Below are 26,924 nucleotides of genomic sequence, written 5' to 3'. Positions count from 1 at the left end.
ACAATCCTAAAGTCAGGAATTTTTAAGGAATTTCTGGCTTTTTATGATAAAATAGGTAAAAGTATTGCAAGTATGAGGTCCAGTATGAAACTAAAAACAAACATTAGCCACTTACATGGCAGTATCCGCGTTCCAGGTGACAAGTCTATCAGTCACCGTTCCATTATCTTTGGAAGTTTGGCTGAGGGTGAGACAAAGGTTTATGATATTTTAAGGGGCGAGGACGTGCTCTCAACTATTAAAGTTTTTCGTGACCTTGGTGTTGAGATTGAGGATAAAGATGAGGTTATTACCATTCAAGGTGTCGGTATGGATGGCTTAAAAGCTCCGCAAAATGCCCTTGATATGGGAAATTCTGGAACCTCGATTCGCCTGATTTCAGGTGTCCTTGCTGGTGCAGATTTTGAAGTAGAGATGTTTGGCGATGACAGTCTTTCCAAACGTCCTATGGATCGTGTGACTATTCCACTGAAAAAAATGGGCGTCAGCATTTCGGGACAAACTGAGCGAGACCTTCCTCCCCTTCATTTAAAAGGGACGAAAAACCTAAGACCTATTCAATATGAGTTGCCAATTGCCTCTGCCCAAGTCAAGTCAGCCTTGATGTTTGCGGCCTTGCAGGCTCAGGGAGAGTCCGTAATTATCGAAAAAGAGTGTACCCGTAATCATACTGAAGATATGCTGCAACAATTTGGTGGTCATTTAAGTGTGGACGGTAAGAAAATCACAGTCCAAGGACCACAAAAATTGACAGGACAAAAGGTGGTTGTTCCAGGAGATATTTCCAGTGCAGCCTTTTGGCTGGTAGCAGGTTTGATTGTTCCAAATTCTCGTCTAGTGCTGAAGAATGTTGGTATTAACGAAACGCGTACAGGTATCATTGATGTCATTCGTGCCATGGGTGGAAAATTGGAAATAACTGAAATCGATCCAGTCGCTAAATCTGCTACTTTGACTGTTGAGTCTTCTGACTTGAAAGGAACAGAGATTGGTGGCGCTTTGATTCCACGTTTGATTGATGAATTGCCCATTATTGCCCTGCTTGCGACTCAAGCCCAAGGTGTAACAGTTATCAAGGATGCTGAGGAGCTCAAGGTCAAGGAAACAGACCGCATTCAGGTTGTGGCAGACGCCTTAAATAGCATGGGAGCAGATATTACTCCTACAGCTGATGGAATGATTATCAAAGGAAAATCAGCCCTTCACTGTGCTAGAGTCAATACTTTTGGAGACCACCGAATCGGCATGATGACGGCTATCGCGGCCCTCTTGGTTGCTGATGGAGAGGTGGAGCTTGACCGTGCAGAAGCCATCAATACCAGCTATCCTAGCTTCTTTGATGATTTGGAGAACTTGATTCATGGCTAAGGTATTACTAGGATTTATGGGGGCTGGCAAATCGACTATTGCAAGAGGCTTGGACCCTAATTACCTTGATATGGATGCTATGATAGAGAAACGCCTAGGTATGTCCATTGCGGAATTTTTCTCGGAAAATGGGGAAGAAGCTTTTCGTCAGATAGAGTCTGAAGTCCTAGCTGAGTTACTACAAAGAGACCGAGTCGTGTCAACTGGAGGAGGAGTGGTTATTTCTCAGAGAAATCGTGACTTACTAAAGACTAATACAGATAACATCTACCTGAAATCAGATTTTGAAACCCTCTACCAACGTATCGCAGCTGATAAGGACAATCAGCGTCCGCTTTTTCTAAATAATAGCAAGGAAGAACTAGCAGCTATTTTCCAAGAAAGACAGGCTTGGTATGAGGAAGTAGCCAGTCGGGTTTTGGATGTGACCAAGCTAAGCCCAGATGAAATTATAGAGGAACTGAGATGAAAATTGCTTATCTAGGTCCCAAGGGATCATTTTCACACCACGTTGTGCAGACAGCTTTTCCTCATGAGGAATTGCAGGCCTTTGCCAATATTACAGATGTCATCAAGGCCTATGAGCAAGGCTTGGTGAACTATTCTGTGGTGCCAGTTGAAAATTCTATTGAGGGTAGTGTTCATGAAACCTTGGACTACCTTTTTCATCAGGCTCGCATTCAAGCAGTGGCAGAAATCGTTCAGCCTATTCATCAGCAGTTGATGGTGGTTCCAGGTCATACTAAGATTGAAAAGATTTTTTCACATCCACAGGCCTTGGCTCAAGGAAAGAAATTCATCGATGAACAGTATCCAGAGGCTCAAATTGAGGTGACAGCTAGTACAGCTTATGCGGCCCGCTTTATTTCCGAACATCCAGACCAGCCTTATGCAGCCATTGCACCTAGAAGTTCTGCTGAAGAATATGGCTTGGAACTGATTGCCGAGGATATTCAGGAAATGGAAGCCAATTTCACACGATTCTGGGTTCTAGGAGCTGAAAAGCCTAGTATTCCCTTGCAAGCACAAACTGAAAAAATGAGTTTGGCCCTGACCTTACCTGACAACCTTCCAGGTGCACTCTACAAGGCTCTTTCGACCTTTGCTTGGCGAGGAATTGACCTGACAAAAATTGAAAGTCGTCCACTCAAGACAGCGTTGGGCGAATACTTTTTCATTATCGATGTGGACTATGCTGATAAGGACTTGGTCCACTTTGCCCAAAAAGAATTAGAAGCCATAGGAATCCAGTATAAAGTACTGGGCGCCTATCCTATTTATCCAATATCAGACCATGGAAAGGAGAGAAGATGAGTAAAGAAAATCCCTTAAGCCATCATGAGCAGTTGCGTTATGACTATCTTTTTAAGAATATTCATTACCTCAATGAGCGAGAAAAAAAGAGTTTGCTTACCTGCAAGATAAATTAAGTAAGGCAAGTAGTGACGCTCCCTCAGAAAGTCAAGAATTGACCGAGGATTATAGAAAGACAAGTGCTACCACTTCGATTCCTTCTTATAATAGCCGTAGTCGTTCTGAGAGATACCAGAAAATCAATTCTCTTCCAAAGAAAAAACTAAAAAGCGGAAGCTACGGTGGGGGCGCATTTTCGCAGGATTACTGGCTATCTTAGCTTGTCTAGCATTGGGTATGATTTTTATGTTCTTAAAAGGTTATACCAATGTTAATCCAGATAAAATTGCCAATGCCAGGGCAGCTCAAGTAGAAGTCTTTAATGGTCAGGATACCAGAGATGGTGTTAATATTTTGATTATGGGTACAGATGGGCGAATTGGTCAAAATAGTGCTGAGACGCGAACGGACTCTATTATGGTATTAAATGTTGGCGGTTCGGATAAGAAAATTAAGCTGGTCAGCTTCATGCGTGACAATTTGGTTTATATAGACGGTTATAGCCAAGTCATTAACGGTAGAAAACAGACGGATAACAAGTTAAACGTAGCCTATGAGTTAGGAGAACAAGAGGGGCAAAAAGGGGCAGAAATGGTTCGTCAAGTTTTGAAAGATAATTTTGATTTGGATATTAAGTACTATGCCTTGGTCGATTTTCAGGCCTTTGCTACAGCGATTGACACACTTTTCCCTGATGGGGTGACAATTGATGCTCAATTTTCAACATTGAATGGGCGTCCACTAACAGAAGCTACAGTCGGCGATGATTTACACGCGACTGAGACTGAGTCTCCAACCCAAACCATCAAAGTCGGAAAACAGCAGATGAATGGCTCGACCTTGCTCAATTATGCTCGTTTCCGTGATGATGATGAGGCGGATTACGGCCGTACCAAAAGACAGCAACAAGTACTGACAGCAGTTTTTCAGCAAATCAAGGATCCAACCAAGCTCTTTACAGGCTCAGAGGCACTTGGCAAGGTATTCGCAATGACCTCAACGAATGTTCCTTATACCTTCCTGTTAACAAATGGCTTGTCTTTCCTAGACGGAGCTCAAAATGGCATTGAAAAATTGACGATTCCAGAACTGGGTGACTGGGTAGATGCCTATGATGTTTATGGAGGCTTGGGCTTGCTTGTCGATCAAAACAAATATCAGAATAAATTGTCTCAGATGGGCTTGAGATAAGATAAGACAGAAAAATCAAAGTTTGATAGCTATTTGGATAGTAGTCAGGCTTTGATTTTTTACAGTCTACAATAGATTTTCACCCCCTATTTGTGGTATAATGGAACGATACAATAGAAAGAATAATGAACAATATGACTGATTTAAAAGCAATTCAGGCTCGAAGTCTGGAGATGGCTGAATATTTTGTGGCCTTTTGTAAAGAACATGATTTGCTTTGTTATCTTTGTGGTGGAGGTGCTATTGGTGCCCTTCGAAACAAGGGTTTTATTCCTTGGGATGATGATCTAGATTTTTTTATGCCCCGTAAAGATTATGAGAAATTAGCAGAATTATGGCCTCGTTATGCAGATGAGCGTTATTTCTTGTCGAAGAGTAACAAGGATTTTGTCGACCGCAATCTTTTTATTACCATTCGTGACAAGGAAACTACCTGTATTAAGCCTTATCAGCAGGATTTAGAATTGCCACATGGTTTGGCCTTGGATGTGTTGCCTTTGGATTATTATCCGAAAAATCCAGCTGAGCGGAAGAAACAGGTTCGCTGGGCCTTGATTTATTCACTCTTTTGTGCCCAAACTATTCCAGAAAAGCATGGTGCACTTATGAAATGGGGAAGCCGTATTTTACTGGGCGTGACGCCAAAATCTCTCCGTTATCGTATTTGGAAAAAAGCTGAGAAAGAAATGACCAAGTATAGTCTGGATGAGAGCGATGGCATCACAGAATTATGCTCAGGTCCTGGCTACATGAGAAACAAGTACCCAATCGCATCTTTTGAAGACAATCTTTTCTTACCATTTGAAGGAACAGAGATGCCTATTCCAGTTGGCTACGATGCCTATCTCAGCACAGCTTTTGGGGATTATATGACTCCTCCGCCAGCAGACAAGCAAGTACCGCATCATGATGCTGTCATCGCTGATATGGATAAGTCTTATACAGAATACAAGGGAGAATATGGTGGCTAAGAAAAAAATATTATTTTTTATGTGGTCTTTTTCTCTCGGAGGTGGAGCAGAGAAGATTCTGTCGACAATTGTTTCAAATCTGGATCCAGAAAAATATGATATTGATATTCTTGAAATGGAGCACTTTGACAAGGGATACGAATCTGTTCCCAAGCATGTACGCATTTTAAAATCCCTTCAGGATTATCGCCAAGCCAGATGGATTCGAGCTCTTTTATGGAGAATGAGAATTTATTTCCCAAGATTGACACGTCGCTTACTGGTGAAAGATGACTATGATGTTGAAGTTTCCTTTACCATTATGAATCCTCCACTTTTGTTCTCTAAAAGAGAAGAAGTCAAGAAAATCTCCTGGATTCATGGAAGTATCGAAGAATTTCTTAAGGATAGCTCAAAAAGAGAATCACATAGATGCCAGTTGGATGCTGCGGATACCATTGTAGGAATTTCGAATAAAACCAGCAATTCTATCAAGGAAGTTTATCCAGATTATGCTTCGAAATTACGGACAGTTTACAATGGATATGACTTTAAGACTATTTTAGAAAAATCTCAAGAGAAGATCGATATCGAGATTGCGCCTCAAAGTATCTGTACTATCGGACGGATTGAGGAAAATAAGGGTTCTGACCGTGTGGTGGAAGTGATACGCTTATTACACCAAGAGGGAAAAAACTATCATCTCTATTTCATAGGGGCTGGTGATATGGAAGAGGAACTGAAAAAATGCGTCAAAGAATATGAGCTTGAAGACTATGTACATTTCCTTGGTTATCAAAAAAATCCTTATCAGTATTTATCTCAGATGAAAGTTCTCTTGTCTATGTCTAAACAAGAAGGTTTTCCTGGAGTGTATGTGGAGGCCTTGAGTTTAGGACTTCCTTTTGTCTCTACGGATGTTGGAGGGGCTGAGGAATTATCCCAAGACGGACAATTTGGACAAATCATTGAGAGCAATCAAGAGGCAGCTCAGGCAATTACTGACTACATGACCTCTGCTTCAAACTTCGATGTCAATGAGGCTAGTCAATTCATTCAACAATTCACAATTGCCAAACAAATCGAACAAGTAGAAAAACTATTAGAGGAGTAGCATGGAAACTGCATTAATCAGTGTGATTGTGCCAGTCTATAATGTGGCGCAGTACCTAGAAAAATCGATAGCTTCCATTCAGAAGCAGACCTATCAAAATCTGGAAATTATTCTTGTTGATGATGGTGCAACAGATGAGAGTGGTGGCTTGTGTGATGCAATCGCTAAACAAGATGATAGGGTGTCAGTTCTTCATAAAAAGAACGAAGGCTTGTCGCAAGCGCGAAATGATGGAATGAAGCAGGCTCACGGGGATTATCTGATTTTTATTGATTCAGATGATTATATCCATCCAGAAATGATTCAGAGCTTATATGAGCAATTAATTCAAGAAGATGCGGATGTCTCAAGCTGTGGTGTCATGAATGTCTATGCTAATGATGAAAGTCCACAATCAGCCAATCAGGATGACTATTTTGTCTGTGATTCTCAAACATTTCTAAAGGAATACCTCATAGGTGAAAAAATCCCTGGAACGATTTGCAATAAGCTAATCAAGAGACAGATTGCAACTGCCCTATCCTTTCCAAAGGGATTGATTTATGAAGATGCTTATTATCATTTTGATTTAATCAAGTTGGCTAAGAAGTACGTTGTTAATACCAAACCCTATTATTACTATTTCCATAGAGGGGATAGTATTACGACTAAACCCTATGCAGAGAAGGATTTAGCCTATATTGATATCTACCAAAAGTTTTACAATGAAGTTGTGAAAAACTATCCGGATTTGAAAGAGGTTGCTTTTTTCAGATTGGCCTATGCCTACTTTTTTATTCTGGATAAGATGTTACTAGATGATCAGTATAAACAATTTGAAGCCTATTCTCAGATTCATCGTTTTTTAAAAGGCCATGCCTTTACTATTGCTAGGAATCCAATTTTCCGTAAGGGGAGAAGAATTAGTGCTTTGGCTCTATTCATAAATATTTCCTTATACCGATTCTTATTACTAAAAAATATTGAAAAATCTAAAAAATTACATTAGAACGGGGGTGAGCAAGTGATTGATGGGAAACGATTATTATTTAGTTTGACCATAGTCAGCTATGCCTTGACGCTAGTAAGTGGAATTGTGTATCTGTTTAATAATAACAATGTTAGCTTGCTTTCTACTTTATTGTTCTTACTGGTTAGTAGCTTAATTGCTTGTTGGAATGATATCAAGTATTACTTAATCCATTTTATTTTCTTTTTAACTATTTTTGTATTTCTGGTATCAAGGCCGACCATTGATTACTTTAGGGATGGTGCTTTGGATACCTATCATCCCATAGCCTATCGTTTTGCCTTTATAGTCGTCATGGTTTCGATTCTGGGCTTGACCACAGGAGGGCTCCTAGCTCGCTATTTTATAGCTAGAAAGAAGATACAAGTACCCAAGATAGGAAGTTCTCTAAAAGATGTTTACATCAAGCGGTTGCGCTTTGTATCACTAGGAGTTTTTCTTCTAACCTATCCTTTCTATTTCATTCGGTTATTTGAACGACTCCTGTATCGTTTGCAGACTTCCTACTATGCCTACTATGCAAATTTTGAAAGTAAACTGCCTTATATTACCTACATCTTGTCTACCTTTACGGTCTACGCAATGTGTATGTATCTGGCAACCAAACCAAAGAAATGGCAGGCCACAGCAGTGCTTGTCTCCTTTATTGCAGCTAATACCATTCATTTGGCAATTGGGACGCGAAATCCTTTTATTTTAAGTATTTTATTTGCTTTTGTTTATTACTTTATGCGGGAGCAAACCGAAAAAGGAAAATGGATTGGATTTAAAGAAAAGTTAGCGATTTTTGTAGGTTCTCCTATTCTCATGTTAGCGATGGGAGTGCTCAATTATGTACGGGATAATGTTCAAGTTTCCCATACAGGTTTCTGGGATATCTTACTTGACTTTATCTATAAACAAGGAACCAGTTTTGGTGTTTTGGCTCGAGGTTTTCTATTTAACAGTAGCCTCCCTTACCGAGATTTCCGTAATTTTACTTTTGGTCCTGTTCTTGATTATTTTGCAAGGGGGAGTTTGGGGGCCATTTTTGGAGGAAAAGCATTTGAACATACAACCAATAGTGTGGAACTAGCTATTGATAGTAATAGTTATGCCCACAATTTATCCTATCTTGTTTTGAACAAGGAATACTTGAAAGGACATGGTATCGGAAGTAGTTATATCATGGAGTTGTATACAGACTATGGTATGATAGGAGTCTTTCTACTTAGTCTCTTACTCGGTATGTTATTCATAGCCATGCTGCAAGTAGCCTATCGTTCAAGAACAATCCTATTTGCCTTGTCCCTACTCATCTTGAATAATCTATTCTTTATGCCTAGAAGTAGCTTTTCAGAAAGTTTCTTCAATCTATTTACAATGCAATTCTGGGGAATTGTTCTTGTGATTATATTTGTAGCGAAAATGCTTACAAAAGAGAACCAGTATCTACTAAACAAAGGAGAAAAAAATCATGTTTGAACATTATTCAGTAGCTGATTTGTTTGCAAATCTTTACAAAAAACGAAAAGCAAATATTTTAGCTCTCATCGCTTTATTTGCTCTTATTGCTGTACCATTTACAATTAAAGCAGTTAGGAATAAAAATACTGTCAAAGATACAACAAGTTATTCAACTTATCTTAGCTATAAAATCACTCCTCCAGAAGACTCAGCCAAAACGATTTTGAATCATCAAATTGGTGGTTATAGTGATTTTTATGGGAAATTGATTGATGGGAATTTGAATGGAGCTTATCTTTTCAATGATGTAGAGCCCAGTGAGTTGAAAAAAATGGCCAGTGAATTGGATACGACAGAAACAACCTTGAAAAATTCAACTAATGACTATTGGTGGAAAAAATTGACGGTCTACTATATGATTGACGATGCAGGGGTTGGTGTGAAAATTTTGACACCAAGTAAAGATGTCAATGATTTGTTGGAGAAAAAATTTGATGGATTGATTGAGAAATTTAAACACACTTATGCAAATGTAAAAATTGAAAAATTGGAAACCATCAACTCTAAAGAATTGAATGCAAATGGTGAGACAGCGCTTGGATTAAATGTGAAGAATTTGATTCTCCGTTTAGCTGTTATTGGAGTAATATGTGTGATTTTGGTTGTGATGGGAAATGTATTGGTTTATCTCTTTAATCCAACAATCAATAGAGCAGGTGATTTTTCTCAGTATCAAATTGATTTTGTAACAGAGATTACAACAATTGCCAACCTAGCAGATGTCTTGTCATACAAAAATGCTGGACAGGAATTGACCATCGTTAGCTCAAACAAAGCTATCCTAGATAAATTGAAACAAAATCAAGAGTCTTTAAAAGGAATGCATTTTGTCGATTTACAAGATGTGCCATCGCTTTTGGAAAGAGATACAGTCCTTCTTGTTGAAGAGTACGGAGTGACTCGTTATAAGAAGTTTGAGCAAAGTCTTCAAATTCTTCGAAACTTAAATCGCTCAATCCTCGGTGTAGCAACCTTTAAACTATAAGCTTTCTGATGTATTAGGTCTTCAAAGTCGGACAAGAGCCGATTTTGGAGGCTTTTTCTATTTGTTTGCAGAAATTTTCTCTTATACTCAATGAAAATCACAAAGCAAACTAGGAAGCTAGCCGCAGGTTGCTCAAAGCACCGCTTTGAGGTTGTAGATAAAGCTGACGTGGTTTGAAGAGATTTTCGAAGAGTATTAGAGTCTTCTACAGAAGTTACCCTAGGGAAAATCTATCCCGACAGAGGAGCCTTCTTTTGATAAAATCGTAAAAATCTAGTATAATAGATAGAACTGAAAGTATGAGGTTACTAGCAATGAAAATGAAACAAATTAGTGATACAACTTTGAAAATCACGATGTCTTTAGAGGATTTGATGGATCGTGGCATGGAGATTGCTGACTTTCTCGTTCCTCAAGAAAAAACAGAAGAGTTCTTTTATGCTATCTTGGATGAGTTAGAGATGCCTGAAAGCTTTTTGGATACAGGTATGTTGAGCTTCCGTGTGACTCCAAAACCTGATAAGGTCGATGTCTTTGTAACCAAATCAAAGATTGACCAAAATCTAGATTTTGAAGACTTATCGGATTTACCAGATATGGAAGAATTGGCTCAAATGTCGCCGGATGAGTTTATTAAAACTTTAGAAAAAAGCATCGCAGACAAAACCAAAGATGATATCGAAGCCATTCAATCTCTAGAGCAAGTCGAAGCCAAGGAAGAAGAGCAGGAACAGACTGAACAAGAAGCTGAAAGCAAGAAAGAGCCGTACATCTACTACATCCTTTCTTTTGAAAAATTAGCTGACTTGGTTGCTTTTGCCCAGACAGTGACTTTTGAGATGGAAACTTCTGAACTCTACAAGATGAATGAGCGCTATTATTTGACCATTTTAGTGGATATTGAAAATCATCCAAGTCCATATCCAGCTTGGCTGTTGGCTCGTATGCGAGAGTTTGCAGACGATAGTGACATCAGTCGTTCAGTCTTGCAGGAGTATGGTCAAGTGTTGATGAATCACGATGCGGTGATTAATCTGCAAAAGATTGGATAATCATTTCTGGAAAGCTATTTCTAGATTTTAAGAAGAGCGAATCATCAGATTCGTTTTTTCTTTTCTAGACTGAAATAGTGATTTACTATAATAGGAATTTTCACAAAATTCTGTTATAATGGCTATATTAGAAAATTTCGAGGAGACAAACATGACAGTTAAAATTGCTTTACTAGGATTTGGTACCGTTGCAAGTGGTGTGCCTTTCCTCCTAAAGGAAAATGGAGAAAAAATCAATCAATCAGCACATTCAGAGATTGAAGTTGCCAAGGTATTGGTCAAGGATGAAGATGAAAAGAATCGCTTGCTTGCAGCAGGGAATGACTTTAACTTTGTAACCAATGTGGATGACATTTTGTCAGACCAAGACATTACCATCGTAGTGGAATTGATGGGGCGTATCGAACCAGCTAAAACCTTTATCACTCGTGCCTTGGAGGCTGGCAAACACGTTGTTACTGCAAACAAGGACCTTTTGGCTGTCCATGGGGCAGAATTGTTAGAAATCGCTCAAGCTAATAAGGTAGCACTTTACTACGAAGCAGCAGTAGCTGGTGGGATTCCAATTCTTCGTACCTTGGCAAATTCCTTGGCTTCTGATAAAATTACGCGCGTGCTTGGTGTAGTCAATGGAACTTCTAACTTCATGATGACCAAGATGGTGGAAGAAGGCTGGTCTTACGATGATGCTCTTGCGGAAGCGCAACGTCTAGGATTTGCAGAAAGTGACCCGACAAATGACGTAGATGGGATTGATGCAGCCTACAAGATGGTGATTTTGAGCCAATTTGCCTTTGGCATGAAGGTCGCTTTTGACGACGTGGCCCACAAGGGAATCCGCAACATCACACCAGAAGACGTAGCTGTGGCTCAAGACCTTGGCTATGTAGTGAAATTGGTTGGTTCTATTGAGGAAACTCCTTCAGGAATTGCTGCAGAAGTGACTCCAACCTTCCTTCCTAAAGCGCATCCACTTGCCAGTGTGAATGGCGTAATGAACGCTGTTTTTGTAGAATCTATCGGTATCGGCGAGTCTATGTACTACGGACCAGGTGCGGGTCAAAAACCAACTGCAACAAGTGTTGTAGCGGATATTGTTCGTATCGTTCGTCGCTTAAATGACGGTACCATCGGTAAAGACTTCAACGAATACAGCCGTGACTTGGTCTTGGCAAATCCAGAAGATGTCAAAGCAAATTACTACTTCTCAATCTTGGCGCCAGACTCAAAAGGTCAGGTCTTGAAATTGGCTGAAATCTTCAATGCTCAAGATATTTCCTTCAAGCAAATCCTCCAAGATGGAAAAGAAGGTGACAAGGCGCGTGTTGTGATCATCACACACAAGATTAATAAAGCCCAGCTTGAAAATGTCTCAGCTGAATTGAAGAAGGTTTCAGAATTCGACCTCTTAAATACCTTCAAGGTGCTAGGAGAATAAGATGAAGATTATTGTACCTGCAACCAGTGCCAATATCGGGCCAGGTTTTGACTCGGTCGGTGTAGCTGTAACCAAGTATCTTCAAATTGAGGTATGTGAAGAACGAGATGAGTGGTTGATTGAACACCAGATTGGCAAATGGATTCCACACGATGAGCGTAATCTCTTACTAAAAATTGCCTTGCAAATTGTACCAGATTTGCAGCCAAGACGCTTGAAAATGACCAGTGATGTTCCCTTGGCGCGTGGTTTGGGTTCTTCCAGCTCGGTTATTGTAGCTGGGATTGAACTAGCCAACCAACTGGGTCAGCTCAACCTGTCTGATCATGAAAAATTGCAGTTGGCGACTAAGATTGAAGGACACCCTGACAATGTAGCTCCGGCCATTTATGGTAATCTCGTTATTGCAAGTTCCGTTGATGGACAAGTTTCTGCTATCGTAGCAGACTTCCCAGAATGTGATTTCCTAGCCTACATTCCAAACTATGAATTGCGTACTCGAGACAGCCGTGGCGTCTTGCCTAAGAAATTGTCTTACAAGGAAGCTGTTGCAGCTAGTTCTATCGCCAATGTGGCGGTTGCGGCCTTGTTGGCAGGAGATATGGTGACAGCTGGGCAAGCAATCGAGGGGGATCTCTTCCACGAGCGCTATCGTCAGGACTTAGTGAGAGAGTTTGAGACGATTAAGCAAGTAGCCAAAGACAATGGTGCCTATGCAACCTACCTCTCTGGTGCTGGGCCGACAGTTATGGTTTTGGCTTCTCATGACAAGATGCCAACGATTAAGGCAGAATTGGAAAAGCAACCCTTCAAAGGAAAACTTCATGACTTGAAGGTTGATACCCAAGGTGTCCGTGTCGAAGCAAAATAAAGAATAGAAGATAGGATGGGGAAACTCTTGACCAGAGGGCTTCCTATCCTTTTTTTGAAAAGAAGTTTATACTCAATGAAAATCAAAGAGCAAACTAGGAAGCTAGCCGCAGGTTGCTCAAAGCACTGCTTTGAGGTTGTAGATAAGACTGACGAAGTCAGCTCACAACAGTGTTTTGAGGTTGTGGATAGAACTGACGAAGTTAGCTCAAAATACTGTTTTGAGGTTGCAGATGTAAGCTGACGTGGTTTGAAGAGATTTTCGAAGAGTATTAGTTAAAAACTTGATAAAGGAGAAATAAAGATGGCAGAAATTTATCTAGCAGGAGGTTGTTTTTGGGGCTTAGAGGAGTATTTTTCACGAATTTCTGGAGTGCTAGCAACCAGTGTCGGCTACGCTAATGGGCAAGTCGAAATAACCAATTACCAGCTGCTCAAGGAAACAGACCATGCAGAAACGGTTCAAGTGATTTACGATGAGAAAGCAGTGTCACTTAGAGAAATTTTGCTCTATTATTTTCGAGTTATCGACCCTTTATCCATCAATCAACAAGGGAATGACCGTGGTCGTCAATATCGTACTGGGATTTATTACCAAGATGAAGCAGACTTGCCAGCTATCTACACAGTGGTGCAGGAGCAGGAGCGCATGCTAGGTCGAAAGATTGCAGTAGAAGTGGAGAAACTTCGCCACTATATTCTGGCTGAAGATTACCACCAAGACTATCTTAAGAAGAATCCTTCAGGTTACTGTCATATCGATGTGACCGATGCTGAGAAGCCATTTATTGATGCCTCTAACTATGAAAAGCCTAGTCAAGAGGTGTTAAAGGGCAGTTTATCTGAAGAATCCTATCGTGTTACCCAAGAAGCTGCTACAGAGGCTCCATTTACCAATGCCTATGACCAAACCTTTGAAGAGGGAATTTATGTAGACATCACGACAGGTGAGCCACTCTTTTTTGCCAAGGATAAGTTTGCCTCAGGTTGTGGTTGGCCAAGTTTTAGCCGTCCGATTTCCAAGGAATTGATTCATTATTACAAGGATATGAGCCATGGAATGGAGCGAATCGAGGTTCGTTCTCGGTCAGGCAATGCTCACTTGGGTCATGTTTTCACAGATGGACCGCGTGAGTTTGGTGGCCTCCGTTACTGTATCAATTCTGCTTCCTTGCGCTTTGTGGCCAAGGATGAGATGGAAGAAGCAGGATATGGCTATCTATTACCTTACTTAAACAAATAAAACAGAGATGGTGGGTGCTTCCCACTTTCTTCATTTCTAGAATACGAATAGAAGGGATTTATGAAACACCTATTATCTTACTTTAAACCCTACATCAAGGAATCAATTTTAGCACCCTTGTTCAAGCTACTAGAAGCTGTGTTTGAGCTCTTAGTTCCTATGGTGATTGCTGGGATTGTTGACCAATCCTTGCCCCAAAGAAATCAAGGTCATCTCTGGATGCAGATTGGCCTGCTCCTTATCTTTGCAGTAATTGGTGTTGTAGTGGCTTTAATAGCCCAGTTCTACTCAGCTAAGGCTGCGGTTGGATTTGCCAAAGGACTGACAGATGATCTCTATCGTCATATTCTTTCCTTACCTAAGGACAGTAGAGACCGTTTGACAACTTCTAGTTTGGTGACTCGCTTGACTTCGGACACTTACCAGATTCAGACTGGTATCAATCAATTCCTGCGTCTCTTTTTGCGAGCGCCTATTATCGTTTTTGGGGCTATCTTTATGGCTTATCGAATCTCAGCTGAGCTGACTTTCTGGTTTTTAGTCATGGTTGCCATTTTGACCATTGTCATTGTAGGGCTCTCTCGACTAGTCAATCCTCTCTACAGTAGTCTCAGAAAGAAAACGGACCAACTAGTTCAGGAAACACGCCAGCAATTACAAGGGATGCGAGTTATCCGTGCTTTTGGTCAAGAAAAACGAGAGTTACAAATTTTTCAAACCCTTAACCAAGTCTATGCTAGATTACAAGAAAAGACAGGTTTCTGGTCTAGTTTATTAACACCTCTGACCTATCTGATTGTCAATGGAACTCTCCTCGTCATTATCTGGCAAGGCTATATTTCAATTCAAGGAGGTTTACTCAGTCAAGGTGCTCTTATTGCCCTTATCAACTACCTCTTGCAGATCTTGGTGGAATTGGTCAAGCTCGCCATGCTGATCAATTCCCTCAACCAGTCCTACATCTCAGCCAAGCGAATCGAGGAAGTCTTTGCCGAAGCTCCAGAAGACATCCATTCAGAATTAGAACAAAAGCAAGCTAGCAGTGATCAGGTTTTACAAGTCCAAGAACTGACCTTTACCTATCCTGATGCAGCCCAGCCTTCTTTGAGAGACATTTCCTTTGATGTGCAGCAAGGGCAAATCCTTGGTATCATTGGGGGAACAGGTTCTGGTAAATCAAGCTTGGTGCAAGTCTTACTTGGACTTTACCCAGCAGACAAGGGGAGCATTGACCTTTATCGAAATGGACGTAGTCCTCTTAATTTGGAGCAGTGGCGGTCTTGGATTGCCTATGTGCCTCAAAAAGTCGAACTCTTTAAGGGAAGCATTCGTTCCAACTTGACTCTAGGTTTCAATCACGAAGTAACGGACCAAGAACTTTGGCAGGCCTTGGAAATTGCGCAAGCAAAGGATTTTGTTAGTGATAAGGAAGAACTCTTGGATGCTCTAGTTGAGGCAGGAGGGCGAAATTTCTCGGGAGGTCAAAAACAAAGGCTGTCTATCGCACGGGCAGTCTTGCGCCAGGCTCCGTTTCTCATCTTAGATGATGCTACCTCGGCACTGGACACTATCACTGAGTCCAAACTCTTGAAAGCTATTCGAGAGAACCTGCCAAATACGAGCTTAATTTTGATTTCTCAACGAACCTCGACTTTACAGATGGCTGACCAGATTCTCCTCTTAGAAAAAGGTGATCTATTAGCTATCGGCAAGCACGAGGACTTGATGAAATCCAGTCAAGTCTATCGTGAAATCAATGCATCCCAACATGGAAAGGAGGACTAATATGAGACGACAAAACGCAAACCAGACGCTCAAACGTTTAGCCATAGATTTAGCAAGTCATCCTTTCCTCCTTTTCCTAGCCTTTCTAGGAACTATTGCCCAAGTTGGCTTATCGATCTATCTACCTATTCTGATTGGGCAGGTCATCGACCAAGTCCTAGTGACGGGCTCTTCACCAGTTTTTTGGCAGATTTTTCTCCAAATGATCTTGGTGGTCATAGGAAATACCCTTGTACAGTGGGTCAATCCTCTTCTCTATAATCGCCTAATCTTCTCTTATACCAGAGACTTGCGAGAGCAAATCATCCAGAAGCTCCATCGGTTACCGATTGCTTTTGTGGATCAGCAAGGCAGTGGAGAGATGGTTAGTCGTGTAACTACGGATATAGAACAGTTATCAGCTGGTTTGACCATGATTTTTAACCAATTTTTCATTGGTGTCTTGATGATTTTAGTCAGCATTCTAGCCATGCTTCAAATTCATCTCCTCATGACTCTTTTGGTCTTGCTGTTGACTCCACTATCCATGGTCATCTCACGCTTTATTGCCAAGAGATCCTATCATCTCTTCCAAAAGCAAACAGAGACTAGGGGAATTCAGACACAGTTGATTGAAGAATCGCTTAGCCAGCAGACCATTATCCAGTCCTTCAATGCTCAAGAAGATTTTATCCAAAGGCTGCGTGAGGCTAATGACAACTACGCAGGTTATTCGCAGTCAGCTATCTTTTATTCTTCAACGGTTAATCCTTCGACTCGCTTTGTCAATGCGCTCATTTATGCCCTTCTAGCTGGAGTAGGAGCTTATCGTATCATGATGGGGTCCACCTTGACCATTGGGCGTTTAGTGACTTTTTTGAACTATGTCCAACAGTACACTAAGCCATTTAACGATATTTCTTCAGTGCTAGCTGAGTTGCAAAGTGCTCTCGCTTGCGCAGAGCGTGTTTATGCTGTCTTAGAAAGTCCTGAGGTGGCTGAAAGTGGTAAGGAAGTCTTGACCAGTGACCAAGTTAGGGGAGCTATTTCCTTTAACCAGGTTTCTTTTGGCTACCATCCTGAAAAGATTTTGATTAAGGATTTATCTATTGATATTCCAGCTGGTAGCAAGGTGGCTATTGTTGGTCCGACAGGTGCTGGCAAGTCAACCCTTATCAATCTCCTCATGCGTTTTTATCCTATTAACTCAGGAGATATCTTGCTAGATGGGAAATCCATTTATGACTATAGTCGTGTCTCCTTACGCCAGCAGTTTGGCATGGTGCTTCAAGAAACCTGGCTCAAGCAAGGGACTATACATGACAATATTACCTTTGGCAATCCTGATGCCAGTCGGGAGCAAGTGATTGCTGCTGCCAAAGCAGCCAATGCAGACTTTTTCATCCAACAGTTACCGCAGGGTTACGATACCAAGTTGGAAAATGCTGGAGAATCTCTCTCTGTCGGTCAAACCCAGCTTTTGACCATAGCCCGAGTCTTTCTAGCTATCCCTAAGATTCTTATCTTAGACGAAGCAACCTCTTCCATCGATACGCGGACAGAAGTGCTGGTTCAGGATGCCTTTGCTAAACTCATGAAGGGGCGTACAAGCTTTATCATTGCCCACCGCTTGTCAACCATTCAGGATGCAGATTTGATTCTTGTCTTGGTGGATGGCGACATTGTTGAGTATGGGAACCATCATGCCCTTATGGCTAAGAAGGGCAAGTATTACCAAATGCAGCAAGCTGCAGTTTTTATCTCTGAATAAGCCATTCTCTTTTGAAAGTTTATGGACGAAAAAAGTTGCCTTCGGGTGACTTTTTTGTTACAATAGCTAGAAAAATTATTCACTGTAAATTGTCTTTTAGAAAAGGAGCCTATAATGAAAGTCTTTCAGCATGTAAATATCGTGACTTGTGACAAAGATTTCCATGTTTATCTGAATGGAATCTTAGCAGTTAAGGATTCTCAAATCGTCTATGTCGGTCAAGAGAAGTCAGAGATTTTAGAGCAAGCTGAGCAGATTATAGACTATCAGGGAGCCTGGATTATGCCTGGTTTGGTTAATTGCCATACCCATTCTGCTATGACAGGATTGAGAGGAGTCCGAGATGATAGTAATCTTCATGAATGGCTCAATGACTATATCTGGCCAGCAGAAGCTGAGTTTACTCCCGACATGACTACTAAGGCGGTTAAAGAAGCTCTGACAGAGATGCTCCAGTCAGGAACAACAACCTTTAATGATATGTATAATCCCAATGGTGTGGATATTGAGAGGATTTATCAGGCCGTGAAAGATTCCAAGATGCGTTGTTATTTCTCACCGACTCTTTTTTCTTCAGAGGCAGAGACGACTGCTGAAACTATAAGCAGAACACGAGCTATTATTGAGATAATCATAGGATATGAAAATCCAAATTTCAAGGTGATGGTAGCCCCACATTCTCCCTACAGCTGTAGTAAAGATTTGCTGGAAGAGAGCATGGAAATGGCAAAAGAGCTTGCTATTCCAATCCATATCCATGTGGCGGAGACCAAGGAGGAGTCAGGCATTATCCTGAAACGATACGGCAAACGCCCCCTCGCCTTTCTTGAAGAACTGGGTTACTTAGATCATCCGTCTGTCTTTGCTCACGGGGTCGAATTAAACGAGAGAGAAATTGAACGCTTGGCAACTTCTCAAGTGTCTATTGCCCACAATCCTATTAGTAACCTCAAACTGGCATCAGGGATTGCTCCTATCATTCAACTGCAAAAAGCAGGAGTAGCAGTCGGAATTGCGACGGATTCGGTTGCCTCCAATAACAATCTAGATATGTTTGAGGAAGGACGGACTGCAGCCCTTCTTCAGAAGATGAAAAGTGGGGATGCCAGCCAATTCCCAATCGAAACAGCCCTCAAGGCTCTGACAATCGAAGGGGCTAAGATCCTAGGAATGGAAAATCAGATAGGAAGTCTAGAAGTCGGCAAGCAAGCAGATTTTCTCGTTATTCAACCACAAGGCAAAATTCATCTCCAACCTCAGGAAAATATGCTCTCTCACCTAGTCTATGCTGTTAAATCCAGTGATGTTGATGATGTTTATATCGCTGGAGAACAGGTTGTTAAGCAAGGCCAAGTACTGACAGTAGAACTTTAAAAGAAAAATTACGAAAAAAGTTTAAAAAAGTTTGCAAAAATCTTGCATTCTTTTTTTGACTATGCTATACTTATATACGGTTTGAAAAAACTGCCTAAGACAGTAGGGGAGCTCGACTCATAAATATCCTACCGAGGACAAAACGTATCATGTAAAAAGAAGCGTATTGTACTTTCGTGTCTAGGTTTGGGCGCGTTTTTCTTTTGAAAAATTTCCCCAAGCAAAATAATAACGGAGGTGAACACACTAATGAGTGAAGCAATTATTGCTAAAAAAGCGGAACTAGTTGACGTAGTAGCTGAAAAAATGAAAGCTGCTGCATCTATCGTCGTTGTAGACGCTCGTGGTTTAACAGTTGAGCAAGATACAGTTCTTCGTCGTGAGCTTCGTGGAAGCGAAGTTGAGTATAAAGTCATTAAAAACTCAATTTTGCGTCGTGCAGCTGAAAAAGCTGGTCTTGAAGAACTTGCATCAGTATTTGTTGGACCATCTGCAGTAGCATTTTCTAACGAAGATGTTATCGCACCAGCGAAAATCTTAAACGACTTTTCTAAAAACGCTGAAGCACTTGAAATCAAAGGTGGTGCAATCGAAGGCGCTGTCGCATCTAAAGAAGAGATTCTTGCACTTGCAACTCTTCCAAACCGCGAAGGACTTCTTTCTATGCTCCTTTCTGTACTTCAAGCGCCAGTGCGCAACGTTGCTCTTGCAGTCAAAGCGGTTGCAGACAACAAAGAAGACGCAGCTTAATCTTAAGCTACGCAGCGTAGCCTAGCTACGAAAATCTATTATAAATTTAAAACATATTTGGAGGAAATAACAATGGCATTGAACATTGAAAACATTATTGCTGAAATTAAAGAAGCTTCAATCCTTGAATTGAACGACCTTGTAAAAGCTATCGAAGAAGAATTTGGTGTAACTGCAGCTGCTCCTGTAGCTGTTGCTGCAGCTGGTGCTGCTGACGCTGGTGCTGCTAAAGATTCATTCGACGTTGAATTGACATCTGCAGGCGACAAAAAAGTTGGCGTTATCAAAGTTGTACGTGAAATCACAGGTCTTGGTCTTAAAGAAGCTAAAGAACTTGTTGACGGTGCACCAGCACTTGTTAAAGAAGGTGTTGCAACTGCAGAAGCTGAAGAAATCAAAGCTAAATTGGAAGAAGCTGGAGCTTCAGTTACTCTTAAATAATAAGAGGCATATACCAATTAGCATTCGGAATACTATAGTATCAGCCTTTTAGAATCGTGAACACATTTTAGAAACTGATAAATTAATTTAGTTTCCTACCAAAAACCCTACCAAAAATTAATTTGGCAGGGTTTTTCTTTTATCTATGGTGTCCAGACTGATGACAATACAACCCAAGCTTTAGCTCGTTTTCGTCAGAATGAAATTACAAAAGAAGAAATGCTTGCTGAGTTTAGAAAACCCTATTCTTTTAAACAATTATCCATTCACAACCAATCTTTTTGTGATATAATGAAAATAAAGAAGGTTTATCAATCAAAAATAGGAGAGGAGTTACAAAAATGGCAGTAGTATCATTGGAAAATAGTATTAAACTATATAGTTCAGAATTATTTCAAGCGCTATTAGAAGACTCCAATTATAAATTGGATGAGCGTATTGCTCAGACTGTTGCAGAAGGCTATGCTCGTAATCTAGATTATTCTGATCCTGAACTGATGCATGTTGGTGTAACTTCTGTTGCTAACAATTTGCTTACAAAAATTAAACAAGAGTATTTTAATGTATAGTATTTTGAAAAGCCACCGAAAAAGGAATTACTCTTTAAGGTGGCTTTTTTAGAAGTAAAGTTTAGGCTAGAAAAACAAGAAATAACGCACCATTTTTGGTGCGTTTTGCTTTTTTATGCTATAATGGATTTATGAAAATAAAGGAGTTTGCTATGATTGGAAAGAACATAAAATCCTTACGTAAAACACATGACTTAACCCAACCCGAATTTGCACGGATTGTAGGTATTTCACGTAATAGTTTGAGTCGGTATGAAAATGGAACGAGTTCAGTCTCTACGGAACTAATAGACATCATTTGTCAGAAGTTTAATGTATCTTATGTCGATATCGTAGGAGAAGATAAAATGCTCAATCCTGTTGAAGATTATGAATTGACTTTAAAAATTGAAATTGTGAAAGAAAGAGGTGCTAATCTATTATCTCGACTCTATCGTTATCAAGATAGTCAGGGAATTAGCGTTGATGATGAATCTAATCCTTGGATTTTAATGAGTGATGATCTATCTGACTTGATTCATACGAATATCTATTTAGTAGAAACTTTTGATGAAATAGAGAGATATAGCGGCTATTTGGATGGAATTGAACGTATGTTAGAGATATCTGAAAAGCGGATGGTAGCTTAATGGAAATCCAAGATTATACTGATAGTGAATTCAAACATGCTTTAGCACGGAATCTTCGTTCTCTGACAAGAGGAAAAAAGTCCAGTAAGAAACCTGTAGCGATTTTGCTTGGAGGGCAAAGTGGTGCTGGCAAGACTACAATTCATCGTATTAAACAGAAAGAATTTCAAGGAAATATTGTTATCATAGATGGCGATAGTTTTCGTTCTCAGCATCCACACTATTTAGAACTTCAGCAAGAATATGGCAAAGACAGTGTTGAATACACCAAAGATTTTGCAGGAAAAATGGTGGAGTCTTTAGTAAGAGAATTGAGTCATTTGAGATACAATCTTTTGATTGAGGGAACTTTACGTACTATTGATGTTCCAAAGAAAACAGCACAACTATTGAAAAATAAGGGATATGAAGTACAATTAGCCTTAATTGCGACAAAGCCTGAGCTGTCTTATCTGAGTACCCTTATCCGGTACGAAGAACTGTACTCTATCAATCCAACTCAAGCACGCGCAACTCCAAAAGAACATCATGATGGTATTGTAGAGCATTTGGTTGATAACCTAAGAGAGTTAGAAGGCGAACATCTCTTTGACCGTATTCAAATTTATCAAAGAGATAGGACTTGTATCTACGATTTCGAAATGGCTAAAGGCTCCGCAGCAGAAGTACTTCAAGAATCTCTCTTCGGTAAATGGAGTAAAGTTGAGGAAGAGATGTTGAAGGTGGGACAGGAACGGTTGAGAGAGTTAAGTATGAGAACCCCAAAATAGGAGAGAATTTTTATGTATTTAAAAAGTTTATCAATAAAAAATTATAGAAAATATGGCGAAGAGGTTCAGGTAATTAACTTCGCTCATAGCAAATGGCCAGAAATGTCAGGCGATGAAGATGAAATGCAAAAGTTAAATATAACAGAAGAGTATATATCAAAAAGTTCATCATTAATTGTAGGTAAAAATAATTCTGGTAAAAGTACAATTGTCAAATTATTAAATACACTACAAAATAGCAAGTCAGGTAGTCGTAGTATTTTCAAATACACCGATTTTAATTTAAAAATATTATCAGATTGGTATCATGAAAATATTGTCAATAAATCTGAAGAAGAGATAAAAAATATTGATAAATCTCATTTTCCTAAACTAGAATTTCAGTTGATATTAGGAATTGATGATGGCAATGATTTGATTTCAAATTTTGAAGATATATTAATTTTAAGTGGTATAGAGGCAGTTGAAACTCATGAAAATCAAGAGATCTCTGAAGTGACTATCGATGTTAAGTATGAAGTTGTGGATGAAGTAGCTTTTTTAGAAGATCTGGTTAAAATTAAGACTAGCTATTTTAATGATAGTCAACAGTACGATGAACTATATAAAAAAGAGCTTCAATATCGACAATTTTTAGCTTTATTTAGCAGTAATTACTTTGTATTAAATTTTTATCCTATAGGAAGAGAGGAGCCAGCTAAAGAGTTTTCTCTATCTTCATTGTTTAAGGTGGATACAATAGAAGCGAATACGGTTAAAAATGACAAGACACTTTCGCAAGCTTACAACAAAATAGTTTCAACTTATATAAAAAATAATGATATTGAAGAGATTAATAGTTTAGTTGGTGGTATTAATTATCTAGTAAAGGGGATGGTTGATGCCAATATAAAGGATATTCTTCAAAGCGCCGTGTCTAGTATTGAATCAACTAAGAATCTAAAGATGAATTTACATCCAGATGTAACTTTAGAGAAAATTTTTGCAAATAGTATTATTTATGAGTACCAAGAGGGAAATAACAACATACCTGAGAGCCAGTTTGGTATGGGGTATACAAATTTGATGGTAATTATCGCAAAGATTGTTGATTATATTGAGCTATACAGTGAGAAAGATATTAATGGTTCAGTAAATATTCTTTGTATTGAAGAACCAGAGTCATTTATGCATCCACAGATGCAAGAGTTATTTATAAAAAATATTTCAAAAGCAATTGCGACATTACTAGGCAAAAAACAACAACTAGATACCTTTCAAATTATCATCACAACTCACTCAACCCATATTTTAAACAGTAAGATTCAATCAGGAAACACTCTAAATAATATTAGTTATCTAGGTCAAGCAGGTGTAAATAATATTATAAAAAACATAAGTGATGACGCAATAGTATCTGGTGTAGATATTGACAAAAAAGCTTATGAATATATCAAGAAATATTTAAGGCTAGAGGTGTCAGACATTTTCTTTGCTGATGCAGCCATTTTAGTTGAAGGTGTTTCAGAAGAAACCTATTTAAGATATGAAATTGATAAACATCCAATATTAAAAAATCATCATATTAAAGTTTATAGAATTGATGGCGCCTATGCTCATCAGTTCGTGAGTTTATTAGATTTGTTAGGAATCAAAACTGTTATTTTTACAGATATGGATTTGAAAAGAAAAGAGAAAGATGAAGACGGGGAAAAGATTGAGATCCTTTCATACAATATTAATGATTTAAATATTCAATATGCAAATTCAACGGAGTGTTTGACTACAAATGGTACTCTACAATATTTTATAAAAAAAGAACTAAATGATAAAAAGGCAAAATATGACAAAATTAATCCAAAGTTAATTGAAATGCTTGCTGATAAAGATGAGTTAGTTATTATTTGTGAAAATATTTCAATGTATTCTCAAGGTAAAATAAATGGATATTACGCGACTAGTTTTGAGGAGGCAATTGTTTTAACAAATGCAGGAAACGAAGATGAAAATAAATACAAGAAATCCTTGATTAAAGCACTACAATATGTCCATCCTAATATGAAGTATTTTGGTGATATTGATGAAACATCAGAAATAGCCGATAAATCTTATATGTATCAAGTTAAATTATCTGATGGAAAATCAAGATTTTCTACTGGGATTGTATATTTATCTGAAACTGATGACGACTTTAGCCTCAAACAACCTCAGTATATTGAATCAGGTTTGAACTCACTTTGTAGTTATTTTAAGGAGTAAACTATGACATATACGATTAGTCCAGAAAATAAACAACTAGAGTTAGATATTCAGGAAAAAATTAATAAATGTTTAGATAACTTTGAGAGTTTTTGTTTTGATGCCGGTGCTGGTGCAGGGAAAACCTATGCATTACAAAAGTCAATTGAACATATTTTGAAGACGGAGGGAGAAAATTTAAAATTACGAAATCAAAAAATCTTATGTATCACTTACACTAATGCCGCAAAAGATGAGATTCTTAGTCGGCTTGGTAAAAATTCTGCTATACTGGTCTCTACAATTCATGAATTTCTATGGGAATTTATTTCTATTCAGCAAGAGTCACTAACTATAGAACATAAGAATAAAATAATTGATGAACTCCATGCTATTGATTGTAAAATAAATGAAAATTCTCTTTCTAGTAATGTGGTTCTGCCTGAATTTCAAAATGTTGTTTGTAAGGATGATTTTATAAAAACTTTTTATAGTTATTACGGTATTTCTGCTAGAGATTTTAGAGATGCAATGAAAAATTATGATACTTACTTTGAGACTTATCTCAGTAATATTTCTAATTTTAAAAATCTGGTTAAGGACATTAATAAAAAGAGTAGATTATCAAAAACATTGAAGGATATTGAGGATAAAGAATCTAAAAAAATTATTTATAATCCAGTTCAAAACCGTGATAAACTTGAAAATTATGTCATTAGTCATGACACATTATTACTTTACTGTAAAAATATAATTACTAATAAAGATATATTAAAGAGATTATTTTCGGATAGGTATCCATATATTTTAATCGATGAGTACCAAGATACAGATGAAAAAGTTGTTGCTATTATTGATAGTATCAGGGAATATTCAAATTCTAGGAAAAAGTTAGTAGTAGGATTTTTTGGCGACTCCTTGCAAAATATTTATGGTTCGGGAGTGGGGATTCTTCCCAAAAAAGAAGAGTATAAGAGTATTGAGAAAGTCTTCAATCGGCGTTCTTCTATGCAAATAGTAGAGTTGATTGAAAAAATTAGAAACGACAATTTTGGGCAGCAATCTATATATACTGATTTTGATAATGGATCTTATAATTTTTATATCTCAGGTGATGATTTTAATATAGATACTTTTTTACAGGAAAATCACCTGATTAATAATACGGCCTGTCTTCTTATGAAAAATGATGATATTTCCAAAGCAAGAGGTTTTGATGAAATATTATCAGTATTGAAAAAGTTCCCTCGATTTAGTGGTGTTAACTTTGAGAATGTGTCTAATGAATTTTTACAGAAAAATTTACAGCATATGGGATGGTTTTTGAGAGAGATTTTAACTTTCATAGACTTCATTCAAAAGGTAAGGGATGATAATTCAACGGTTAGGGAGATTATTCAGTTTATAACATCGAATAAACCAAAACTAACATTTGCAGTAATGAAGCAATTTATTGGTAATTTGAGAGAGCCTAACCTATCTACATTAACAATTGATAGATGCATTGATGAAATTGCAAATATTCAGGAACCAATCTCAGGTAATGATATTCTAAAAAAATATTTTCATTAGATGATATTGCTGAGAACATTTTTTTGAATATAAAGAATCGTGCTTATGATTATTTTTACTATTCTCAAGATTCGGAGGAATCAGAAAGAGAAATGACAGTTATTGATGAATTTTTTAATCTAGATATTTCTCAATTTATCAAGTGGTATAATTATATTTTTGATGATACGAAACAAGAGAGTATTAGTTACTATACCTTGCATGGTTCTAAGGGATTAGAATTTGATAATGTAGTTGTTGTATTACAAGATAATTTTGCTAGAAAAAATGATTATTGTAAATATTATTTTGAAAATTATGGGAATCCAGATTGCTTGGATAAACGCTTTAGTGAAGTTCGTAATTTGCTTTACGTTGCTTGTTCCAGAGCTAAATTAAATCTTCATGTAATTTATATTTGTAGTTTACAAGAAAGTATATTAGAAAATATTGAAAGTATTTTTGATGATATTAAATATATAAACACAAACTAATTTTTATTAGAATTAGAGAGGTTGGGTAAAAAATCTTTAAAATCAATAAAACGTATAGTATAAGGTATTAAAAAAACTAGATATTAGAGTGACTACATTAGTAGCTTAAAAACATGATTAAACCGCTATTTTTAGGATTAGCGGTTTTTCTTTTTGTTTAATACTCTTTGAAAATCAAATTCAAACCACGTCAGCTTCGCCTTGCCGTACTCAAGTACAGCCTGCGGCTCGCTTCCTAGTTTGCTCTTTGATTTTCATTGAGTATAAAAAGGGTCAAGTAAGTATAGTAAATTGAAATAAATGTGTACAAATCGATTAGGAAAGTCAAATTAATTTCTAGAAATATGTTAGAAATTGGTTTGAATTCCGCAATCAATTTATCCAGGTTTTATTTCATTTAATTAGAAATTCCCAACCGTTTAACTCAACATAAAAATCCCCAATCGAAGCGATTG

The 26,924-nt window shown here is 38.3% G+C and carries 24 protein-coding genes, 1 pseudogene and 1 other annotated feature; all 25 genes and pseudogenes read left to right on the top strand.

The annotated features are described in order from the left end of the window. The first annotated feature begins 84 nt into the window (after positions 1-84). The 25 genes and pseudogenes from aroA to SK608_RS11730 all read left to right on the top strand — a co-directional run bounded on the left by aroA (position 85) and on the right by SK608_RS11730 (position 26,469). Entirely contained in the window at positions 85-1,368 is a 1,284-nt protein-coding gene (aroA, locus tag SK608_RS06725; protein WP_033677552.1) for a 3-phosphoshikimate 1-carboxyvinyltransferase, read from the top strand. Continuing rightward, entirely contained in the window at positions 1,361-1,837 is a 477-nt protein-coding gene (locus tag SK608_RS06720; protein ID WP_033677550.1) for a shikimate kinase, read from the top strand. The genes aroA and SK608_RS06720 overlap by 8 nt, the downstream gene beginning before the upstream one ends. Beyond that, positions 1,834-2,682, top strand: coding sequence for a prephenate dehydratase (pheA, locus tag SK608_RS06715; protein ID WP_033677548.1), 849 nt, complete (start codon positions 1,834-1,836; stop codon positions 2,680-2,682). The genes SK608_RS06720 and pheA overlap by 4 nt, the downstream gene beginning before the upstream one ends. Continuing rightward, a pseudogene (locus SK608_RS06710) lies at positions 2,679-3,972 on the top strand (LCP family protein). Before pheA ends, SK608_RS06710 begins: the two are co-directional and overlap by 4 nt. Positions 3,973-4,097: 125 nt before the next feature. Next, the gene (locus SK608_RS06705) at positions 4,098-4,943 is read left to right on the top strand and encodes a LicD family protein (protein WP_082242435.1); all 846 of its coding nucleotides are present in this window, start codon (positions 4,098-4,100) and stop codon (positions 4,941-4,943) included. Then, positions 4,933-6,036, top strand: coding sequence for a glycosyltransferase (locus SK608_RS06700; protein WP_082242433.1), 1,104 nt, complete (start codon positions 4,933-4,935; stop codon positions 6,034-6,036). Before SK608_RS06705 ends, SK608_RS06700 begins: the two co-directional genes overlap by 11 nt. A 1-nt stretch (position 6,037) precedes the next feature. After that, positions 6,038-7,024 (top strand): glycosyltransferase family 2 protein, encoded by a 987-nt coding sequence (locus SK608_RS06695; RefSeq protein ID WP_033677545.1) that lies wholly within the window; start codon positions 6,038-6,040, stop codon positions 7,022-7,024. A gap of 15 nt (positions 7,025-7,039) precedes the next feature. Next, positions 7,040-8,509 carry an O-antigen polysaccharide polymerase Wzy family protein gene (locus SK608_RS06690; RefSeq protein WP_033677541.1) on the top strand — a complete coding sequence of 490 codons (1,470 nt, stop codon included), beginning with the start codon at positions 7,040-7,042 and terminating at the stop codon, positions 8,507-8,509. Further along, positions 8,502-9,536, top strand: a complete 1,035-nt coding sequence (tarQ, locus tag SK608_RS06685) for a teichoic acid biosynthesis protein TarQ (protein WP_033677538.1) — start codon at positions 8,502-8,504, stop codon at positions 9,534-9,536. Before SK608_RS06690 ends, tarQ begins: the two co-directional genes overlap by 8 nt. Before the next feature lie 314 nt (positions 9,537-9,850). Next, positions 9,851-10,588, top strand: coding sequence for an adaptor protein MecA (gene mecA, locus SK608_RS06680; protein ID WP_033677536.1), 738 nt, complete (start codon positions 9,851-9,853; stop codon positions 10,586-10,588). Positions 10,589-10,739: 151 nt separating this feature from the next. Next, complete coding sequence (locus SK608_RS06675) at positions 10,740-12,026, top strand: homoserine dehydrogenase (RefSeq protein WP_033677534.1); 1,287 nt, start codon at positions 10,740-10,742, stop codon at positions 12,024-12,026. A gap of 1 nt (position 12,027) precedes the next feature. Next, the gene (thrB, locus tag SK608_RS06670) at positions 12,028-12,897 is read left to right on the top strand and encodes a homoserine kinase (RefSeq protein WP_033677532.1); all 870 of its coding nucleotides are present in this window, start codon (positions 12,028-12,030) and stop codon (positions 12,895-12,897) included. 75 nt (positions 12,898-12,972) lie between these two features. After that, positions 12,973-13,140: a hypothetical protein gene (locus SK608_RS11735; RefSeq protein WP_050489923.1), complete on the top strand. Its 168-nt coding sequence runs from the start codon at positions 12,973-12,975 to the stop codon at positions 13,138-13,140. A 60-nt stretch (positions 13,141-13,200) separates the two neighbouring features. Next, entirely contained in the window at positions 13,201-14,139 is a 939-nt protein-coding gene (msrB, locus tag SK608_RS06660; RefSeq protein ID WP_033677528.1) for a peptide-methionine (R)-S-oxide reductase MsrB, read from the top strand. Positions 14,140-14,199: 60 nt separating this feature from the next. Next, a complete protein-coding gene (locus SK608_RS06655) occupies positions 14,200-15,924 on the top strand; it encodes an ABC transporter ATP-binding protein (protein WP_033677526.1) in 1,725 nt (574 codons plus the stop codon). Between the two features lies 1 nt (position 15,925). Further along, the gene (locus tag SK608_RS06650) at positions 15,926-17,674 is read left to right on the top strand and encodes an ABC transporter ATP-binding protein (protein WP_033677524.1); all 1,749 of its coding nucleotides are present in this window, start codon (positions 15,926-15,928) and stop codon (positions 17,672-17,674) included. Positions 17,675-17,788: 114 nt separating this feature from the next. Then, complete coding sequence (locus tag SK608_RS06645; protein WP_033677522.1) at positions 17,789-19,048, top strand: TRZ/ATZ family protein; 1,260 nt, start codon at positions 17,789-17,791, stop codon at positions 19,046-19,048. 75 nt (positions 19,049-19,123) lie between these two features. Then, positions 19,124-19,259: a sequence feature (ribosomal protein L10 leader region), on the top strand. Between the two features lie 38 nt (positions 19,260-19,297). Further along, positions 19,298-19,798, top strand: coding sequence for a 50S ribosomal protein L10 (gene rplJ, locus SK608_RS06640; RefSeq protein WP_004259693.1), 501 nt, complete (start codon positions 19,298-19,300; stop codon positions 19,796-19,798). Positions 19,799-19,870: 72 nt separating this feature from the next. Continuing rightward, complete coding sequence (rplL, locus tag SK608_RS06635; protein WP_001196965.1) at positions 19,871-20,239, top strand: 50S ribosomal protein L7/L12; 369 nt, start codon at positions 19,871-19,873, stop codon at positions 20,237-20,239. Positions 20,240-20,580: 341 nt separating this feature from the next. Continuing rightward, the gene (locus SK608_RS06630) at positions 20,581-20,808 is read left to right on the top strand and encodes a hypothetical protein (RefSeq protein ID WP_033677519.1); all 228 of its coding nucleotides are present in this window, start codon (positions 20,581-20,583) and stop codon (positions 20,806-20,808) included. 152 nt (positions 20,809-20,960) lie between these two features. Continuing rightward, a complete protein-coding gene (pezA, locus tag SK608_RS06625; protein WP_005590082.1) occupies positions 20,961-21,437 on the top strand; it encodes a type II toxin-antitoxin system antitoxin PezA in 477 nt (158 codons plus the stop codon). Further along, positions 21,437-22,207 (top strand): type II toxin-antitoxin system toxin PezT, encoded by a 771-nt coding sequence (gene pezT / locus SK608_RS06620; protein ID WP_033677515.1) that lies wholly within the window; start codon positions 21,437-21,439, stop codon positions 22,205-22,207. Before pezA ends, pezT begins: the two co-directional genes overlap by 1 nt. 12 nt (positions 22,208-22,219) lie before the next feature. After that, complete coding sequence (locus SK608_RS06615) at positions 22,220-24,445, top strand: AAA family ATPase (protein ID WP_033677514.1); 2,226 nt, start codon at positions 22,220-22,222, stop codon at positions 24,443-24,445. A 3-nt stretch (positions 24,446-24,448) separates the two neighbouring features. After that, on the top strand, positions 24,449-25,996 hold the full coding sequence (locus SK608_RS06610; protein ID WP_235202157.1) for a UvrD-helicase domain-containing protein: 1,548 nt from the start codon (positions 24,449-24,451) through the stop codon (positions 25,994-25,996). A gap of 92 nt (positions 25,997-26,088) precedes the next feature. Continuing rightward, on the top strand, positions 26,089-26,469 hold the full coding sequence (locus SK608_RS11730; protein ID WP_235202156.1) for a 3'-5' exonuclease: 381 nt from the start codon (positions 26,089-26,091) through the stop codon (positions 26,467-26,469). Positions 26,470-26,924: the final 455 nt, after the last annotated feature.

This window comes from Streptococcus mitis subsp. hohhotensis (assembly GCF_000722775.1).
GTDB lineage: Bacteria > Bacillota > Bacilli > Lactobacillales > Streptococcaceae > Streptococcus > Streptococcus carlssonii.
This window is presented reverse-complemented; position numbering and strand designations above follow the sequence as displayed.

What these genes read in the sequence shown, in the direction of transcription:
- SK608_RS06615 (WP_033677514.1), top strand. Translation starts at nt 22,220, where the DNA reads ATGTATTTAAAAAGTTTATCAATAAAAAATTATAGAAAATATGGCGAA.
- SK608_RS06720 (WP_033677550.1), top strand. Translation starts at nt 1,361, where the DNA reads ATGGCTAAGGTATTACTAGGATTTATGGGGGCTGGCAAATCGACTATT.
- SK608_RS06700 (WP_082242433.1), top strand. Translation starts at nt 4,933, where the DNA reads ATGGTGGCTAAGAAAAAAATATTATTTTTTATGTGGTCTTTTTCTCTC.
- thrB (WP_033677532.1), top strand. Translation starts at nt 12,028, where the DNA reads ATGAAGATTATTGTACCTGCAACCAGTGCCAATATCGGGCCAGGTTTT.
- pezA (WP_005590082.1), top strand. Translation starts at nt 20,961, where the DNA reads ATGATTGGAAAGAACATAAAATCCTTACGTAAAACACATGACTTAACC.
- rplL (WP_001196965.1), top strand. Translation starts at nt 19,871, where the DNA reads ATGGCATTGAACATTGAAAACATTATTGCTGAAATTAAAGAAGCTTCA.
- pezT (WP_033677515.1), top strand. Translation starts at nt 21,437, where the DNA reads ATGGAAATCCAAGATTATACTGATAGTGAATTCAAACATGCTTTAGCA.
- SK608_RS06675 (WP_033677534.1), top strand. Translation starts at nt 10,740, where the DNA reads ATGACAGTTAAAATTGCTTTACTAGGATTTGGTACCGTTGCAAGTGGT.
- tarQ (WP_033677538.1), top strand. Translation starts at nt 8,502, where the DNA reads ATGTTTGAACATTATTCAGTAGCTGATTTGTTTGCAAATCTTTACAAA.
- SK608_RS06655 (WP_033677526.1), top strand. Translation starts at nt 14,200, where the DNA reads ATGAAACACCTATTATCTTACTTTAAACCCTACATCAAGGAATCAATT.
- SK608_RS06650 (WP_033677524.1), top strand. Translation starts at nt 15,926, where the DNA reads ATGAGACGACAAAACGCAAACCAGACGCTCAAACGTTTAGCCATAGAT.
- msrB (WP_033677528.1), top strand. Translation starts at nt 13,201, where the DNA reads ATGGCAGAAATTTATCTAGCAGGAGGTTGTTTTTGGGGCTTAGAGGAG.
- SK608_RS06705 (WP_082242435.1), top strand. Translation starts at nt 4,098, where the DNA reads ATGAACAATATGACTGATTTAAAAGCAATTCAGGCTCGAAGTCTGGAG.
- SK608_RS06630 (WP_033677519.1), top strand. Translation starts at nt 20,581, where the DNA reads ATGGCAGTAGTATCATTGGAAAATAGTATTAAACTATATAGTTCAGAA.
- rplJ (WP_004259693.1), top strand. Translation starts at nt 19,298, where the DNA reads ATGAGTGAAGCAATTATTGCTAAAAAAGCGGAACTAGTTGACGTAGTA.
- SK608_RS06645 (WP_033677522.1), top strand. Translation starts at nt 17,789, where the DNA reads ATGAAAGTCTTTCAGCATGTAAATATCGTGACTTGTGACAAAGATTTC.
- aroA (WP_033677552.1), top strand. Translation starts at nt 85, where the DNA reads ATGAAACTAAAAACAAACATTAGCCACTTACATGGCAGTATCCGCGTT.
- SK608_RS06695 (WP_033677545.1), top strand. Translation starts at nt 6,038, where the DNA reads ATGGAAACTGCATTAATCAGTGTGATTGTGCCAGTCTATAATGTGGCG.
- pheA (WP_033677548.1), top strand. Translation starts at nt 1,834, where the DNA reads ATGAAAATTGCTTATCTAGGTCCCAAGGGATCATTTTCACACCACGTT.
- mecA (WP_033677536.1), top strand. Translation starts at nt 9,851, where the DNA reads ATGAAAATGAAACAAATTAGTGATACAACTTTGAAAATCACGATGTCT.
- SK608_RS06610 (WP_235202157.1), top strand. Translation starts at nt 24,449, where the DNA reads ATGACATATACGATTAGTCCAGAAAATAAACAACTAGAGTTAGATATT.
- SK608_RS11730 (WP_235202156.1), top strand. Translation starts at nt 26,089, where the DNA reads ATGACAGTTATTGATGAATTTTTTAATCTAGATATTTCTCAATTTATC.
- SK608_RS11735 (WP_050489923.1), top strand. Translation starts at nt 12,973, where the DNA reads ATGAAAATCAAAGAGCAAACTAGGAAGCTAGCCGCAGGTTGCTCAAAG.